The 16,254-nt window shown below is 35.3% G+C and carries 15 protein-coding genes and 1 other RNA gene; 14 read left to right on the top strand and 2 right to left on the bottom strand.

Features of this window, described 5'->3' with window-relative positions; genetic code table 11:
- The first annotated feature begins 21 nt into the window (after nucleotides 1–21).
- The 6 genes from ACS3UD_RS09945 to ACS3UD_RS09920 all read left to right on the top strand — a co-directional run bounded on the left by ACS3UD_RS09945 (nucleotide 22) and on the right by ACS3UD_RS09920 (nucleotide 6,276).
- Nucleotides 22–684, top strand: a complete 663-nt coding sequence (locus ACS3UD_RS09945) for a PIG-L deacetylase family protein (protein ID WP_308139759.1) — start codon at nucleotides 22–24, stop codon at nucleotides 682–684.
- 11 nt (nucleotides 685–695) lie between these two features.
- Nucleotides 696–1,421, top strand: coding sequence for an acylneuraminate cytidylyltransferase family protein (locus tag ACS3UD_RS09940; RefSeq protein WP_374049900.1), 726 nt, complete (start codon nucleotides 696–698; stop codon nucleotides 1,419–1,421).
- Nucleotides 1,422–1,563: 142 nt separating this feature from the next.
- Nucleotides 1,564–2,406, top strand: coding sequence for a flagellin Hag (gene hag, locus ACS3UD_RS09935; protein WP_308139761.1), 843 nt, complete (start codon nucleotides 1,564–1,566; stop codon nucleotides 2,404–2,406).
- A gap of 126 nt (nucleotides 2,407–2,532) precedes the next feature.
- The gene (locus tag ACS3UD_RS09930) at nucleotides 2,533–4,092 is read left to right on the top strand and encodes a putative bifunctional diguanylate cyclase/phosphodiesterase (protein ID WP_308139762.1); all 1,560 of its coding nucleotides are present in this window, start codon (nucleotides 2,533–2,535) and stop codon (nucleotides 4,090–4,092) included.
- 236 nt (nucleotides 4,093–4,328) lie between these two features.
- Nucleotides 4,329–5,003, top strand: a complete 675-nt coding sequence (locus ACS3UD_RS09925) for a response regulator transcription factor (protein ID WP_308139763.1) — start codon at nucleotides 4,329–4,331, stop codon at nucleotides 5,001–5,003.
- A gap of 1 nt (nucleotide 5,004) precedes the next feature.
- A complete protein-coding gene (locus ACS3UD_RS09920; protein WP_308139764.1) occupies nucleotides 5,005–6,276 on the top strand; it encodes a sensor histidine kinase in 1,272 nt (423 codons plus the stop codon).
- Between the two features lie 41 nt (nucleotides 6,277–6,317).
- Here ACS3UD_RS09920 and ACS3UD_RS09915 read toward each other — a convergent pair whose 3' ends face one another.
- Nucleotides 6,318–8,090, bottom strand: a complete 1,773-nt coding sequence (locus ACS3UD_RS09915; RefSeq protein WP_308139765.1) for a methyl-accepting chemotaxis protein — start codon at nucleotides 8,088–8,090, stop codon at nucleotides 6,318–6,320.
- 222 nt (nucleotides 8,091–8,312) lie between these two features.
- Nucleotides 8,313–9,116 (bottom strand): NAD(+)/NADH kinase, encoded by an 804-nt coding sequence (locus ACS3UD_RS09910; RefSeq protein WP_308139766.1) that lies wholly within the window; start codon nucleotides 9,114–9,116, stop codon nucleotides 8,313–8,315.
- An 83-nt stretch (nucleotides 9,117–9,199) separates the two neighbouring features.
- Between ACS3UD_RS09910 and ACS3UD_RS09905 the strand changes: the two genes are divergently transcribed.
- The 8 genes from ACS3UD_RS09905 (at nucleotide 9,200) to ACS3UD_RS09870 (ending at nucleotide 16,187) form a co-directional block, all read left to right on the top strand.
- Complete coding sequence (locus tag ACS3UD_RS09905; protein WP_308139767.1) at nucleotides 9,200–10,084, top strand: RluA family pseudouridine synthase; 885 nt, start codon at nucleotides 9,200–9,202, stop codon at nucleotides 10,082–10,084.
- 2 nt (nucleotides 10,085–10,086) lie between these two features.
- On the top strand, nucleotides 10,087–11,085 hold the full coding sequence (locus ACS3UD_RS09900) for an asparaginase (RefSeq protein ID WP_308139768.1): 999 nt from the start codon (nucleotides 10,087–10,089) through the stop codon (nucleotides 11,083–11,085).
- A 7-nt stretch (nucleotides 11,086–11,092) separates the two neighbouring features.
- Complete coding sequence (locus ACS3UD_RS09895) at nucleotides 11,093–11,911, top strand: PHP domain-containing protein (protein ID WP_308139769.1); 819 nt, start codon at nucleotides 11,093–11,095, stop codon at nucleotides 11,909–11,911.
- Nucleotides 11,912–11,972: 61 nt separating this feature from the next.
- Complete coding sequence (gene ispD / locus ACS3UD_RS09890; RefSeq protein ID WP_308139770.1) at nucleotides 11,973–12,665, top strand: 2-C-methyl-D-erythritol 4-phosphate cytidylyltransferase; 693 nt, start codon at nucleotides 11,973–11,975, stop codon at nucleotides 12,663–12,665.
- Nucleotides 12,666–12,675: 10 nt separating this feature from the next.
- The gene (gene ispF, locus ACS3UD_RS09885) at nucleotides 12,676–13,158 is read left to right on the top strand and encodes a 2-C-methyl-D-erythritol 2,4-cyclodiphosphate synthase (protein ID WP_308139771.1); all 483 of its coding nucleotides are present in this window, start codon (nucleotides 12,676–12,678) and stop codon (nucleotides 13,156–13,158) included.
- A gap of 140 nt (nucleotides 13,159–13,298) precedes the next feature.
- Nucleotides 13,299–14,747, top strand: coding sequence for an ATP-dependent metallopeptidase FtsH/Yme1/Tma family protein (locus ACS3UD_RS09880; RefSeq protein WP_308139772.1), 1,449 nt, complete (start codon nucleotides 13,299–13,301; stop codon nucleotides 14,745–14,747).
- Between the two features lie 91 nt (nucleotides 14,748–14,838).
- Nucleotides 14,839–15,013, top strand: a non-coding RNA gene (gene ssrS / locus ACS3UD_RS09875) — 6S RNA.
- Between the two features lie 172 nt (nucleotides 15,014–15,185).
- Nucleotides 15,186–16,187: a LacI family DNA-binding transcriptional regulator gene (locus tag ACS3UD_RS09870; protein ID WP_213925422.1), complete on the top strand. Its 1,002-nt coding sequence runs from the start codon at nucleotides 15,186–15,188 to the stop codon at nucleotides 16,185–16,187.
- Nucleotides 16,188–16,254: the final 67 nt, after the last annotated feature.

Here is a 16,254-nt window from a genome sequence, read left to right as displayed (position 1 = left end):
GGATTATTTTTGAGGTGGGTAATGGATAAATATCTAATCGTTGCCACGCACCCTGATGATGAAACATTAGGAGCCGGTGGGATGATGCTCAGAAAAAAGGCAGAGGGTAATCAAGTTTATGTTTTAAACATGACACATATGGATGCAGCATTTGGGTATGATGAGGACAAAATTATACAACGTAATAATGAAATCGAAGAAATGATTAAAAGATATGATTTGGATGGATACTACAATCTAAAATTAAGACCTTCAGGTTTAGATTCATATTTAGAAGGAGAATTACTTCAAAAAATAGGTTCTGTGATTAATGAAATTAAACCAAATGTAGTTATACTGCCATATTATAAAGACGTGCATTCTGATCATAGAATTACATTTAATTTATGCTATTCCTGTACTAAAAATTTCAGGTACCCCTTTATAAAAAAAATATTAATGATGGAAACTCCTTCTGAAACAGATTTTGTTATGTTTGAATATACTTTTAAGCCAAATTATTTTGTGGATATTTCAAATTTTATTGATGAAAAAACAAAAATTGCTAAGATTTATAGCAGCGAAATTTCGGAGCATCCTTTTCCAAGAAGTGAAAAAAATATAAAAGCTTATGCAACCATAAGGGGAGCTGCCATAGGTGTCGATAGTGCAGAAGCATTTGTTTTAATTAAAGAGATAGAATAAAATTTTAGGCGGTGATATTTTTGATAGATAAAAAAATAATATGCATTATTCCGGCAAGAGGGGGTTCTAAAGGAGTCCACAGGAAAAATCTTAGAAATTTGGGCAATAAACCTCTGATTCAATGGACTATAGAAGAAGCGAAAAAATCAAAATACATAAATAGAATAATAGTATCAACTGAGGATAAAGAAATAGAAGATGCTTGTATGCAAATGGGAGCAGAGGTAGTTGAGAGGCCAAAAGAACTTGCCGCTGATGATTCGCCTACTATAGATTCAATGCTCTACACATTAAAGGTATTGGAGGATAATGAAAAATATTTTCCAAACTATGTAATGCTATTGCAATGCACATCGCCTTTTAGAACGGTTACGGATATAGATACTGCAATTGAAAGGCTGTTAAGTAAAAGTAAAGATTTTAAGTCCTTAATATCTGTTACAAAAGAAGAAAATCCACCATGGTGGTTAAAAAGTATTAATGAGGATGGAATTATAAAAGATTTCATAACTTATGATAAAAAACAATATTCAAGGAGACAGAGCTTTCCGCCTTTATATAGACTGAATGGAGCTATTTATATTTGTGACATTGATGAATTTAAAAAACATAGAACATTTGAAATAGAAAATACTTTAGCATATATAATGGACAGTAATTCGTCTGTAGACATAGATACGGAAGATGATTTAGAATTGGCTGAATATATATTGACGAAAATATTAAAAAAATCATAAAAAGAACTAAACTTTTTTATTAATGTTTCGATATATAGTTCATAAAGGAAATGTTTCTGGTATCAGGGCCCGATGCCGGAAATGTGACCAATAAAAACTAAGCTAAAGGGAAGGATCCCGATAAATTACACGGAGGTAAAAAATGAGAATTCAACACAATATCAACGCATTAAATTCATTGAGACAATTGGGAATGAATAACAATAACACAGGAAAGAACATTGAAAAATTATCTTCAGGCTATAAAATCAACAGAGCCGGTGATGATGCAGCAGGTTTGGCTATTTCTGAAAAAATGAGAAGCCAGATAAGAGGTCTTGACATGGCTGCTAAAAATGCTGATGACGGAATATCAATGATTCAGACAGCAGAAGGCGCTTTAAATGAAACCCACTCTATTTTACAGAGAATGAGAGAATTGGCTGTTCAGTCTGCAAGTGATACTAACACTCAAGCTGACAGAGCTGAGCTGCAAAAAGAAAATGAGGCACTTATTGCTGAGATTGACAGAATAGCACAGAACACTGAATTCAACACTCAGAAATTACTGGATACAACTACAGCTAGTGGTAAGTTTACTCTTCAAATAGGAGCAAACAAAGGCCAAACTATAGAAGTAACTTTTGCTGATATGCAATCTGCAGCGTTAAAGGCATCTGGCGGTAGTGCTAGTGGTGTAGCTGGTCTTGACATAAGCACAAGATCTGGTGCAAGCGGAGCAATTGCTGCTATTGATGATGCTATTGCATATGTTTCAAGCGAACGTGCTAACATGGGTGCTGTTCAGAACAGACTTGAACACACTATCAACAACTTGAACGTTACTTCAGAAAACTTAACAGCTGCTGAATCTCGTATCAGAGACGTTGACATGGCTAAGGAAATGATGACATACACTAAGAATAACATTCTTACTCAGGCTGCACAAGCAATGCTTGCTCAGGCTAATCAACAGCCACAAGGTGTATTACAGTTATTACAATAATTTATAAAAACATAGCAGGGGTGCAGTATGCTGCACCTCTGTTTTAGCTTTACAAATAAGATAAAATAGAATGGGCATTAATACTGATGGTGTAACTGAACAGCACACAGTTATTGACGGAGGTGAATGAAATTTTTGAAGGATGACATTTCAAAGTTTAGACCGCATATAAATTATTTCATTGCTATTGCTGCATTTTGTGCCGCTTTTGTATTGCTTGAGACTATACATGTGATTGCAGGAGGAGACAAAACTCTGATGTTGAAGATTTTTGCTTCGCTTAACATTATTTTTATTGCAGTTATTTTTGGACTGTACAGCAATATAAAAAAGGAGTTCAGGTTTATAAGAAAGAACATAAGAAAATCAAACAGAAATAGAGGCGACAGGAAAAATGAGTTTATGTTCGATGTAAGCTATAAATCTGAGTTTATAATAGATGCGGAAACAATAATAAAAAGCAATACTTCAATAAATTATGCACTGGTTCATTATGATTTAAATAAATTTTCCATTATAAATAGCAGTGTCGGATATAAAAAGGGTGATGAGATACTCCGTCAGATAGGAAAGGTTTTAACTAAGAGCCTTAAGAATGAAATTATCGGCAAGGCTGAAGGCGATAATTTTTTTGTATTATTAGAATATGAAGAGCAGGAGGAGCTGATCAAAAGAGCCTGCGAAATATCAGATAAGATAGAAAAAATGGGTGTATGGAACAAACTAAATCTTGCACCGGTTGTAAAGACGGGAATATATTTTATTGATAATGACAATTTGGATATAAGGGTTGCAATTGATAAAGCATATTTTGCAAAAGTGAACCTTAAAAATAGTTATAAGAGTGGCTGCGCAGTATATGAGGACAGCATATCAGATAGAATGATTGAAATCAAAACAATTGAAAATGATATGCACAAGGCCTTGAAAAACGGGGAATTCGTGGTGTATCTGCAGCCAAAGGTTGATCTGCAGACAGGAAATCTTTCAGGTGCTGAGGCGCTTGTCAGATGGGTTCATCCTGAGATGGGGCTGCTTTCTCCCATAAGATTCATTCCTGTTTTTGAAAACAACGGTTTTATTGTTGATTTAGACAAATTTGTCTTTGAAGAGGTATGTTCCAGTATCAGGAAATGGATTGATTCGGGTTACAACGTGCATCCTGTTTCTGTTAATGTTTCAAGAATTCACTTTACGAGCAGCAATTTTGTATCAGAGTATAGAAAAATCAGGGATAAGTATAGAATTGGGGACGGTTTTATAGAAATAGAAATAACTGAGTCTGTGGTTTTCAGCAATAAAAATGAAGCCGAGATTTTTTCAGTCATGAGAAAATTTAGGGATGACGGATTTGAAATTTCAATGGATGATTTTGGTTCAGGATATTCAAGTCTGGGACTTTTAAAGGAAATGCCAATTGATACATTGAAGTTAGATAAAATGTTTTTGAGTAATATTGAGGAAAATAATTCAAAGATAATCGTCAGCAATATTGTAAATATGGCTAAGAATCTTAAACTGAATGTTGTATGTGAAGGCGTGGAAACAAGCAATCAGGTTGACTTTCTTAAAAAAATAGGTTGTGACATGGCGCAGGGCTTTATATTTGAGAAGCCTAAACCAATGGATGAATATGAAGAATTAATTAATAAAGAAAAGGTTAATTACTATAAATTAGCTATATAGATGAACGAACTTCTTGCTCCACTTACTGTATGCGGTTAGTTAATGCATATTGTATTGAGGGGCTTATTTTTATTGAAAAATATTGTTCCTTTGATTATTGAGGTGCAATTTAAATTTGCTATAGAATGTCTCATAGTATATAATATGTGTTAATAAAATTGAAATTATATAATATTAATATTAATTTAAGATTTAAATAATAATATGGTACTATCATAAATGGCAAAATGGGAGGAATGATTTTGAGAATATTAATCGTAGAGGATGAAGTTAAAATTACCCAGGCCCTGAGTTTTTTGTTTGGAAAGCAGAAAATTGACGTTGATATTGCAAATGACGGAGAAGAAGGGATGATTCTATCAGGCAAGGATATATATGATGTAATAGTGCTGGATATAATGCTTCCAGGAGTTGACGGCATTCAAATATTAAAATCAATAAGAAAAAACGGCATAAAGACACCTGTTATAATGCTTACGGCAAAAGATACGGTTGATGACAGGGTGTTCGGCTTGGAGAATGGAGCTGATGATTACCTTGTTAAGCCTTTTGCTACAAAGGAATTGATTGCAAGAGTAAAAGCTTTAGCAAGAAGAAAGAGCACGGAGTATGTTGGCGAAATATATGAATTTGAAGATATAAAGTATGATGTAAAGAATTATCTGATATATATAGAAGGTAATGAACATAAGCTGCCGCTTAAAGAAGCTATGCTTATGGAAATGTTTATAAAAAAGCCGAGACAGGTTTTTACCAGAGAACAGATTATTGACAGAATTTGGGGACTTGAAGCGGATATACTGGAAAGCAATATAGAAATTTATGTTCATCATTTGAGAAAAAGGCTTGAAAAAACAAATGCAAAAATCGAAACAGTGAGAGGCGTAGGGTACATGCTTAAGGAGAAATAAAATGTTTAGAAGACTTCATTTTAAACTAACAGCATACATGGGGCTGATTCTGGTTCTGTTCATGGCTTTTATTGCTGCAGGAATTTATAATTTTACGCGAATTGTTTTTGAGGATGGAAATAAAGAACTCATGAAATCAGAAGCTATGAGAATATATGCCTACAGGAGCATCACATATTCGAATTTTAGAACAACAGAGGGAACAGTGCTGCAAAGAATAGGTCCGTCTGTTGCTCTTATGGGAAGCAAGAGGCTTGATGCCTGTTATGTAATATATAACGGCAACATGGAGGTAGTTTATTCTGAGGAGGACGAAGTTAAAATTTCCGATGATATACAGAATCTTGCTTTGGAATCTCTTGAAGAAAAAAAGGATTCATATGTGGTAAGAAAAATTGGACGGTTCAATTACAGGATATATACAAGATATTTTGACACCAACGGGCAAAGTGTGGTACAGGTATATCAAAATACAGTCAATGAAGAAATACTCTGGTCATTCCTCAGAACTGTTTTGTATGCTACGGGTTGCAGCGGAACTGCAATATTGCTTGTAATAAGCTTTATATTTACCGGTGAAGCTTTGAAGCCTGTCAAAGAAACATGGGGGCGCCAAAAGGAATTCGTTGCTGATGCATCCCATGAGCTTAGAACTCCTTTGACAGTAATACAGACAAATCTGGATGTTGTACTGAGCGATGAAGAAGGTACAATTGAAGAAAATGAAATTTGGCTTGATAATGCATATTCCGAAACACGGGTTATGGCTAAACTGATTGATCAGCTTCTGATACTTGCTAAAGCAGATGCGAACGAAGAAAAGCTGGATATGACAGAATTTTCTTTTACGGAAGTTGCGGAAAATGTGTGTCAGAACATGGAGATAATAGCTAGAAAAAAGGGGCTGGATTTTCAGTTTGATTTGGAAGAGGACGTTAAAATAAAAGCCGATTATGATAAAATAAGAAGACTGGTTGTAATCCTTGTGGACAATGCTGTTAAATATACGGAAAATGGAAAAGTTTCTGTCAGATTGTTTACAGATAAAAATAAAAGAAAAATGTTCACTGTTGAGGATACAGGTATAGGTATAGCTAAAAAGGATTTGGAAAGAATATTTGATCGCTTTTATAGAGCTGATAAAGCTAGGCACAGGGAAGGAGGCACCGGTTTGGGATTGAGTATTGCCAAATGGATTGCCGATGTGCACAAGTATTCTCTTTCCGTTGAAAGTGAGCTAAATGAAGGAAGTAAGTTTACATTGAGAATGTAAGAAGCCGGACACTGTGTCCGGCTTTTATTTTCATTAATAATTTATAAACTGTCTGCCGTCTCGGTGCTGAGTTTAAAGACGGATATCTGTTCTTTTAATAAGTTCGCCTGACTTGATAATTCTTCGCTTGCGGCCGCACTTTCTTCTGCGGAAGCAGAGTTAGTTTGAACAACTGAAGATATTTGTTCAATTCCTATATTTATTTGATTGATGGAGCTTGCCTGTTCGCTAGATGCTTGGGTTATTTTATCCATAGAAGATGCTACAAGGTTGGTATTTTCAATTACTTTGTTCAGATAACTTGCGGTATCTTCTGCAATGCCTGTCCCATCCTTTACAGTATTAATGGATTTTTCAATTAAAACTGTGGTTTGCTTTGCAGCGTCTGCACTTTTAGTAGCCAGGTTTCTTACTTCATCGGCGACTACGGCGAAACCTTTGCCGGCTTCGCCGGCTCTTGCGGCCTCTACGGCAGCGTTAAGTGCAAGTATATTTGTTTGAAATGCTATATCGTCAATAACCTTTATTATTTTTGCTATTTCTCTTGAAGAATCGTTTATATCATTCATTGAAGAAAGCATTTTCTGCATTTGCTCATTGCTTCTTATAATCTCATCTTCGGCGGATTTAACATACTTTTCAGCGAGCTTTACGTTTTCATCGTTTGAATAAATTTGATTTGAAATCTCGTTGATAGATGCAGAAAGCTCTTCAATTGTACTTGCCTGTTCAGTAGCGCCCTGAGATAATTCCTGTGCGCCATAAGATAATTGATTGGATCCTTCTAATACTTGCAACGATGCTTCGTTTATTTCACGCATAGTACTATTTAAATTTTTTATGGTGCTGTTAAGAGAAATTTCCATTATATCCTTATCAGATCTTGGGGTAACCGTAAATGATAAATCTCCGTCGGCAATCCTTGAAATGATACCGACCTGTTCTTTTATTCCTTCTATTACCTTATTAAATGCTTGAGAAAGTATAACAACTTCATCTTTTGATGTTTCGTCGTAATCAAGGTTGATGTCTGTATCTCCGATAGCAAGCTTATCGGCGACAGAGACCATTTTATTGACGGGTACAGATATAGTTCTTGACACAAATCTTCCGATTATAACTGAGGAAACAAAAATTGTTATGATAATTGCAATCATTATAAGCGATAAAGTTTTCGTCAGTCTTTCATTTGATTCGCTAGTCGCCTTAGCACTGTCTACCTTTGAACTTATGTTATTATTTAAATATTCAAATACATAATCTACCGAACTTGATATTGAGCCTGCAGTAATATATGCATTGGTTAAATCTCCGGACTTGGCTAGGTCAAAAACTTTTTCTGTGTATGGAATATATAAATTATTGATCATCTTCTCTATTAAAGATAAATCATCTAAATCTTTGGCAGATGTTAGATTTGCCTTATAGGATTCCAAAGAAGTATTAAAAGTCTCCAAATCCTCATTAAAGCTTTTCTCGTAGGTTTCTATTGCAGACAATTTGCCTGAGCTTATTATTCCTTCTCTTATGTCAAGTTGCATATCATTTAGACTGTTCAGCATATATGATAGGTATATCAATGGCTCTGTTTCAACTTCATATAGCTTTTTATCTGCATTACTTAGGGTGTTCATACCAAGTATGCCGACAAGTCCGGTTATAGTTGATATTATAGATAGAATTAAAAAAACTGTTATTAATTTTTTAGAAATTTTTAGTTTTTTAAAATTAGCTAACAGATTAAAATGGCGGCCAGAAGCTTTTTTATTATTGTTTTTAATTTTAAGCTTTGGCAATTTTTTAAATTTTTTCATTTTATGCCTCCATGTGTATGTTATTATGCTTAGACTTAAACGTTTACTTGCGAAACAAACGTAGTTAGCAAGACAAAATAGTATTCGACATATTTTTTAGAAAAGTTATTAAAATTTGAAAATATTTGCTAAATATAGAAAATTATTTTGCTGCATAAAAAAAGGCTTACAATAAACTTCATTTTCCAGAAATCTATTATATGCCTGTTACGCTGTTTATTTTTACAGGAATTTATCCTTAATGACATGCCAGTAATTGAATGTACCTGTGGAAAGTTTTTTGATTATTTTTTTTGATGTTCGAAAATGTACGCATTCAAGTACATCATATTCAATGGTTTCACCGTCAGCAAGCAGCGCTACGTAGTAATCCTCTTTTCTTTCAGGATAAATGGTTATTTCGAATTCAGGAGGAACAATGATGCTGCAATCCAAGCATCGGTATGCATTTGAAATAATCGGAGATAATGGAGTAATCTGCAGTGTTTTCAACGATGGATATACAAGGCATCCTCCTGCTGATTTGTTGTAAGCCGAGCTTCCGAGGGGCGATGAGATTATAAGTCCGTCGCCGCTTATTTTTTCTAAATGATTTGAGGCTATATAGACGTCCATATGCATGGTTTTCATATCCTTCCTCTTAAGAATGATATCATTGACCGCATAGATTTTTTGGGATTTTTCCGAAGAACATATTTCGCATTCTATCAGATTAATATTATTTATTGCATAATTTCCGGATACGAAGTCAGAAACAAAGCTTTCAAGATTTTCAGGAATGATTTCTGGATAGAATCCAAGAGTTCCTGTGTTTATACCCACAAAAGGTATTCTAGAAAAATTACTTTCCCTCACACCTCTTAGGAAGGTTCCATCGCCGCCTATTGTTATATTAAGGGCACAGTTATTTCTAAAACCGTCATGATGTTGATAACCATGTTTTTCGAAAATTTCTATTAGCTTTTCCTTTATTTTCAAAGTATAATCATCATGGCTTGAGCTGATACATATTACCTTTTGATTCATGATTAATCCCCTTTACATTAAATCCGATTTATATTATATTTATATCGAGGCACACTGCCTCCATGAAATTTCAGGAGCATACAATGACTAATTATAATATTCTTAATTATACAATACAAGAAAACGGCAAGACTGTAAAGGGCATTATGTCCGAAAATTTAAATTTTTCAAGACGCCTTTCAAAAAAGCTCGAACTTAACAATAAATTACTTATAAACGATAAAGTGACAAGGCTAAATAAAAAAGTTTACGAAGGGGATGTGTTGTCTGTAGAGTTTGATGAAGATGAGGATGAATATATGGCGGTAGAAATACCAATTGACATAGTTTATGAGGATAATGACCTGCTTGTGGTTAACAAGCCGCCGAACATTGTTGTTCATCCTACTCGATCTCACCATGACAATACCATAGCTAACGGTGTAGCATACTATTTCAGAAAGAATAATATCAAAAGAAAGGTAAGACTTGTGAACAGATTGGATATGAATACTTCCGGCATAGTTATTATAGCAAAGCATCCATATGCGCATAATGAGCTTGCTAATCAAATGAAATCAAATACTGTAGACAAGTATTATTATGCAATAGTAGAAGGTATTGTTGAAAATGACAGCGGAACTATTAATGAACCTATTACACGGTTAAATCCCGACGATATACTAAGGGTGGTTCACCCTGAAGGCAAGGAATGCATAACTCACTATGAAGTGCAAAAAAGATTTAACGGCATGACTCTTTTAAAGCTAAAACTGGAAACAGGCAGGACTCATCAGATAAGAGTCCATTTAAAGTATATAGGACATCCCATAATTGGGGATACTTTATACGGAAGCGAAAGCAGCTTAATAAACAGACAGGCCCTTCACTGCTATGAAATGAAATTTGTTCAGCCTATTACAGGCAGAGAGACGATAATAACATGCCCGCTGCCTGAAGATATGAAAAGAATTCAGGGGGAAGTATAATAATGAAAAAAAGAATATTGTTAATTGCTACCGGAGGCACCATCGCTTCTAAAAAAACTGAGGAAGGGTTGTCACCACAGATAACATCGGAGGAACTCCTGGAATTTGTACCGGAGATAAAAGGATTTTGCGAAGTTGATACAATACAGCTGTTGAATATTGATAGCACAAATATTCAGCCTGAGCACTGGATTTTGATGACTGAAGCTATAGAGAAAAACTATAGCAAGTATGACGGCTTTGTCATATCTCACGGAACGGATACGATGTCCTATACATCTGCGGCGCTGTCATATTTTATTCAGAATACTGATAAGCCTATTATAATTACTGGTGCCCAAAAACCAATAAATGCAGATATTACAGATGCAAAAAAAAATCTACTGGATAGCTTTCGATTTGCTACTGAAAAAGATGTTAGCGGTGTATACTTGGTATTTGACGGTAAAGCAATAGTAGGAACAAGAGCCAGGAAAATTAAGTCAAAGAGTTACAGCGCATTTGAATCCATAAATTTTCCTGTTGCTGCAATAATTGATGACAGCAGGATAACAAAGTATATAAGGAATGATAAACTTACGGGACCTGTAAGGTTTTACAAGGATATATTTCCTTCCATATTTTTGCTAAAACTTGTACCTGGAATGGAGCCGGATGTTCTTGACTATATAGGGGAAAAGTATGAAGGTGTGGTTATTGAAAGCTACGGTGTGGGAGGACTTCCGTTTCAGGATAAAAGAAATTTTCTTGAAAGGCTGGGCAGCTTGACTGAAAATGGAAAAATAATTATTATTGCCACACAGGTTATGTTTGAAGGCAGTGATATGGGTATATATGAGGTAGGTGTCAAAGCCCTTAAAAAATTTAATGTGCTTCAGGCATATGATATGACAATAGAGGCTGCTGTAACTAAGTTGATGTGGATAATGGCGCAGACAAAAGAATTTGATGAAGTTAAAAGAATGTTTTACACGAGAATAAATGAAGACTCACTTTACTAGAGGTAACATGAAAAAAACAGATTTACACATGCACACCTGTGCCTCTGACGGCACGTGGGATGTATCAGAACTAAAGAATGAACTAATCAGAAACAGAATTAGAATTTTTTCGATTACGGATCATGACTGTATCGACAATATTAAGAACATGCAGGATATTTTAAATCCTAAAGATAACTTACTGTTTATACCCGGAACTGAGCTTACTGCAGAGTACCAGGAAAGAGAATACCACCTGACTCTTTATAATTTTGATATAAGAAATAAGAAACTCATGGATATGATGAGCTGGACAAATAATAATAGGCTAAATACAAACAGAGAATATATTAAATCGTACGCTTCAAATAATTTTAAAGAAGTAAGCTTGAGTGACTTTGAAAAATATGATTACGATAGAAAAAGGGGAGGCTGGAAGTCGCTCAATTATATGATTGATAAGGGAGTTCACAGCGATATTATATCACATTTAAAGGATTTCGGAAAAACAGGAATGAAAGCAGAGCTGAAAAAACCGGAGGATGTAATTCGCATTGCAAAAGAAAGTGGTGGTAAAATATTTCTTGCACATCCGTCATATCATTACAGAAACAGCCGTATGCCGGAAAAAGAGCTAAAATACTGGACTGAATTAGGAATAGACGGAATAGAGTGCTTTTCGCCATACAATGCGGGAGAAGAAAGTTATTATATTGATTTTTGCAAAAAAAATGATCTTATGATATCCGGAGGTTCCGACTGTCACGGTTTGTTTATACCTGCCAGAAAGCTTGGAGTTCCGGAAGTGACATTAGATGATTTAAGCATAAAAAAACTGTTTAATTAAATATGTGCAGACAATATGCCATATGGCAATTGTCTGTTTATGATTCTGTAAAGGGGACAAAATGTATAAAAATAAATATGTTGCTGCAATTATAGTTGCGGCAGGCAGAGGAACAAGGATGGGGGCTGAAATACCTAAGCAGTATATGTCAATTGCGGGCAAGACCATTCTTGAAACTACGCTGTATAAATTTGAAAAAAGTAATGAAGTTGATGAAATCATTCTTATAGTCGGTAAGGATGATTTGGAGTATGTAAGGAGTGAAATAGCTTCTGATTATGAAAAAATTACAAAAGTTAAGGCAGGAGGTTCAACGCGCACCGAGTCGGTGTACGAAGGGATAAAAGCAGTAAGCGAAGATTGTGGAATAGTCCTTATACATGACGGGGTGAGGCCGTTTGTTTCATATAATCTCATAAATAGCTGCGTTGAAGGAGCACATGTTTATAAAGCATGCATACCGGCTACGGATGTGGTAGATACAATCAAAGAGGTATCTGATGACAATACTGTGAAAAAAACTTTGAACAGGTCTGCATTAAAGTCTGTGCAGACTCCTCAGTCATTTGAGTATGATCTTATAAGAGATTGTTATATCAAAGCGATGACGGAGGAAGTTTCATTTACTGACGACGCCTCCATAGTTGAATATTATGGGCACAAGGTAAAGGTTATTGAAGGCTTGATGCGAAACATTAAGATAACAACGCCTTTGGATTTAAGAATCGCAGAAATTTTTGCAAGCATTTATTAAGGAGATGTCTATGAAAATTGGAATAGGATATGATGTACATGCGCTGAAAGGAAACAGGAAACTGATAATAGGCGGAGTGGAAATACCTTATGAATTGGGACTTGACGGTCATTCTGATGCTGATGTTCTGATCCATGCGATTATGGATTGTATTCTTGGAGCAATGGGAATGGGAGACATAGGAAGTATGTTTCCCGATACAGATATAAAGTTCAAGGATATTGACAGCAGAATTCTTTTAAGGTATGTTGTCAAACAGATGAAAATTAAAAATTACAGGCTTGGAAATCTGGATGCTGTAATAATAGCGCAAAAGCCAAAAATGAGCCCATACATTGATATTATCAAAAAAAATATTTCTGAAGATTTGGAAACAGATATCTCAAACATTAATGTAAAAGCAACAACGACAGAGCACCTGGGTTTTGAAGGAAGAGGAGAAGGTATAGCCGCGCAGGCTGTCTGCATACTGGAAGTCAAGGAAAAACAATGAAATAAAGCAATATATTTAGTATATCCATATGTATATCCATATGTTAAAATAAGTTAACATATATAAAGAAATTAGAGGACAATCAAAACTTATTGTTTGTCAAAACTTGATTAGTTCCTTATTATTTCAGGGGGTATACAATGGAAACTTATCAGATAATAGCGGTAATCGGTGTACTGATTTTTGCTTTTTTTCTTTTTAAAAATAAAAAGTCAGCGCAGAAAGAAATAAACAGCTTAAATGAAATTGAATATTTAAGCTCATCAAGCATGAAATTTGCTGATGTTGCAGGCAATTATGAGGCTAAGGACAGCTTGTTGGAAATAGTTGATTTTATAAAAAATCCTGAAAAATACAGCCGATTTAATGCAAGAATGCCGAAGGGAGTTCTTTTGTACGGAGCACCTGGAACTGGCAAGACGCTGATGGCAAAAGCTCTTGCCGGAGAAGCGGGAGTACCGTTTTTTGCTGTGTCCGGCTCAGATTTTGTGCAGGTTTATGCTGGACTTGGTGCCGGCAGAATCAGGAGCCTTTTTAAGAAAGCCAAAAAATCCGGGAAAAGCGTAATTTTCATAGATGAAATAGATGCCATAGGCAAAAAAAGAATGAACGGAAATATGCGAGGCAGCGATGAGGGAGACAGAACTCTTAATGCACTTTTGACAGAAATGTCTGGGTTTTCAGATGGATCTGGAACGGTTGTAGTTGCAGCCACAAACAGAGTAGACGTTTTGGACTCAGCTCTTTTAAGGCCTGGGAGATTTGACAGGCAAATAGAGGTTATGCTTCCAGATAGAAATGCCAGAAAAGATATTATAAAGCTTTATCTTTCCAAAAAAAATGCAGATAAAAATATCAATTTGGACGATATTGCAGATCTAACCGTTTACTTTAGCGGCGCGATGATCGAAAATGTGATAAATGAAGCTGCGCTTGCCGCAATTAGGGAAAATTCAAATGAAATAAAAGATTGTCACTTAAAGAAGGCATATCTTGAAGTATTAGCCGGTGCAGAGAAAAAAAATCCGGACGACAACAGCAGGCAAAAAGAAATAACCTCATACCATGAGGCAGGACATGCCTTTATATCAAAATATCTCATGCCAAATAAAAAGATTATTAGAGTATCCGTTATTCCTACCAGCAAGGGCGCAGGAGGATATACGCTCAGCACTCCTGACAGCGATGGTGTTGTAACGAAAAAAAGAATAAGAGATCAACTGGCAGTTTTGATGGCAGGAAGAGCGGCAGAAGAAATTTTTTTTGGAAGGGATAATATTACGATCGGTGCACAAAATGATATTGAAAAGGCAACTTCGCTTGCAGTTGATTATGTGGCCAAGTACGGAATGGATGACAGTTCATCATTTGTCAATCTTGGAGTTTTATCAGAGAAACTCAATATACCGTTAGCTTCTGCCGAAAAAGCCGTAAAAAGTCTCTCTTCTGAAATATATGAAGATGTGTTGCGCATTGTAGAAAGCAACAAAGAAAAAATTGAAAAAATTGCTAATCTGCTTATAGAAAAAGAGATAATACACGAGGAAGATCTGCGCGAAATAATTAAGGACACATCAAATTTTAATTAGCATTCCAGGGAAAATTAGTTAATATAGCATAGTAATGCTTATAAAATACAGTTGTAAAACTATGCTTGCTGTGGTATAATTTCATTAAGCAGAAAGCCTGCGGTGTACGGAAATCTTTTAATTCAACCGACATACTGTAAAAGGGAATTCGCGTCCGAGTGCCTATGGCAGGCCCGCATTGACGGGAAACCAGAAACACTTAGTAGAGCTCCCACCTGCTTAGGTGCGGGTATGAATTAATGATTTGCGGCTCTCGCGGGTTTATTAAAATTAAATTTAAAGCGGTGAAGCATTTGTGCTCTTCCGCTTTTTTCTGTGCTGGGAAAAATTTTTAAATTTTGCAGGAAAATCAGGAAAAAACGATTGCTAAAACTTAAAAATACATATATAATATTATTAGTGGGAAAAAATCCAGGAAAACTATCATAGGAGGAAAAAATGATAACGATTAAAGACGTTGCGAGACTTGCAGAGGTTTCAATATCGACCGTATCAAGAGTCATAAATGATTCTAAGCCAGTAAGTCCCGAAGTTAGGAGAAAAGTATTAAAAGTTATAGAAGAAACAGGCTATAAACCGAATGACGTGGCAAGAAGCCTTGTTACAAGGAGATCATACCTTATTGGTGTTATAATCAACAACCTTGCACAAAGCTATGTTGCTGACATAGTAAGAGGAATAGAGGAAATAGGGAAAATGTACGGATATGATATTCTTCTTTGCAGCAGCTATTCAAATAAGGAAACTCAGGAAAAATATCTGCAGCTTCTGGATAGAAAGCAGGCAGAAGGCTTATTCCTTGTTGGAAATAAATTTGACAGTGAAATAATAGAACTTGCCGAAGGTTTGAATAAGCCAAGCGTTTATTTCACGAGAGATGTTCATGATAATATGAATCATATTTCAATAGATTGCAATTCTGCAATTTATGAAATGACTAAGTACCTTGTTCAGGAAGGCCATAAAAAGATTGTATATGTATCAGACTTTGAGGACAGAACCTCAGTAGAAAACGACAAAATTGAAGGATATATGAAGGCTGTTGAAGATAATGAGCTTGGATATTCTAAAATATATGTTGTTGGAGGAAGCAAGCACGGCAAAGCATATGAGCAGGGCAAAGAAATTGTTAAAGATGCCGGAGAATTTACAGCTGTGGTATGCAGCAACGATGAAATTGCAATTGGAATTATGGATAGTTTCATCGACAATAATATTAAGGTTCCAGAGGATGTATCAGTAGTTGGATTCGGAAACATAAGAGAAGGCAAATTTGTGCGACCTGAACTTACAACTATAGGAGAACCATACTATGACGTTGGCGCAGTAGGAATGAGAATGCTCATTAAAATGATTAAAGGCGACAAAATTCAGCAGGGCCTTATGGAGCTTCCATTTACTTTAGAAAAGAGAAAAAGCGTTAAAACGATTGGAAAATAGCAAAAATAGGTGCGGATGCGTAGGGTTAATCGAATCATATATATAAATAATTTGTTGAAACCAAGCG

Source organism: Sedimentibacter sp. LTW-03 (genome assembly GCF_052059825.1).
Classification (GTDB): domain Bacteria; phylum Bacillota; class Clostridia; order Tissierellales; family Sedimentibacteraceae; genus Sedimentibacter.
The sequence above is the reverse complement of the archived record's forward strand: the minus strand, read 5'-3'. Positions and strand labels throughout refer to the sequence as shown.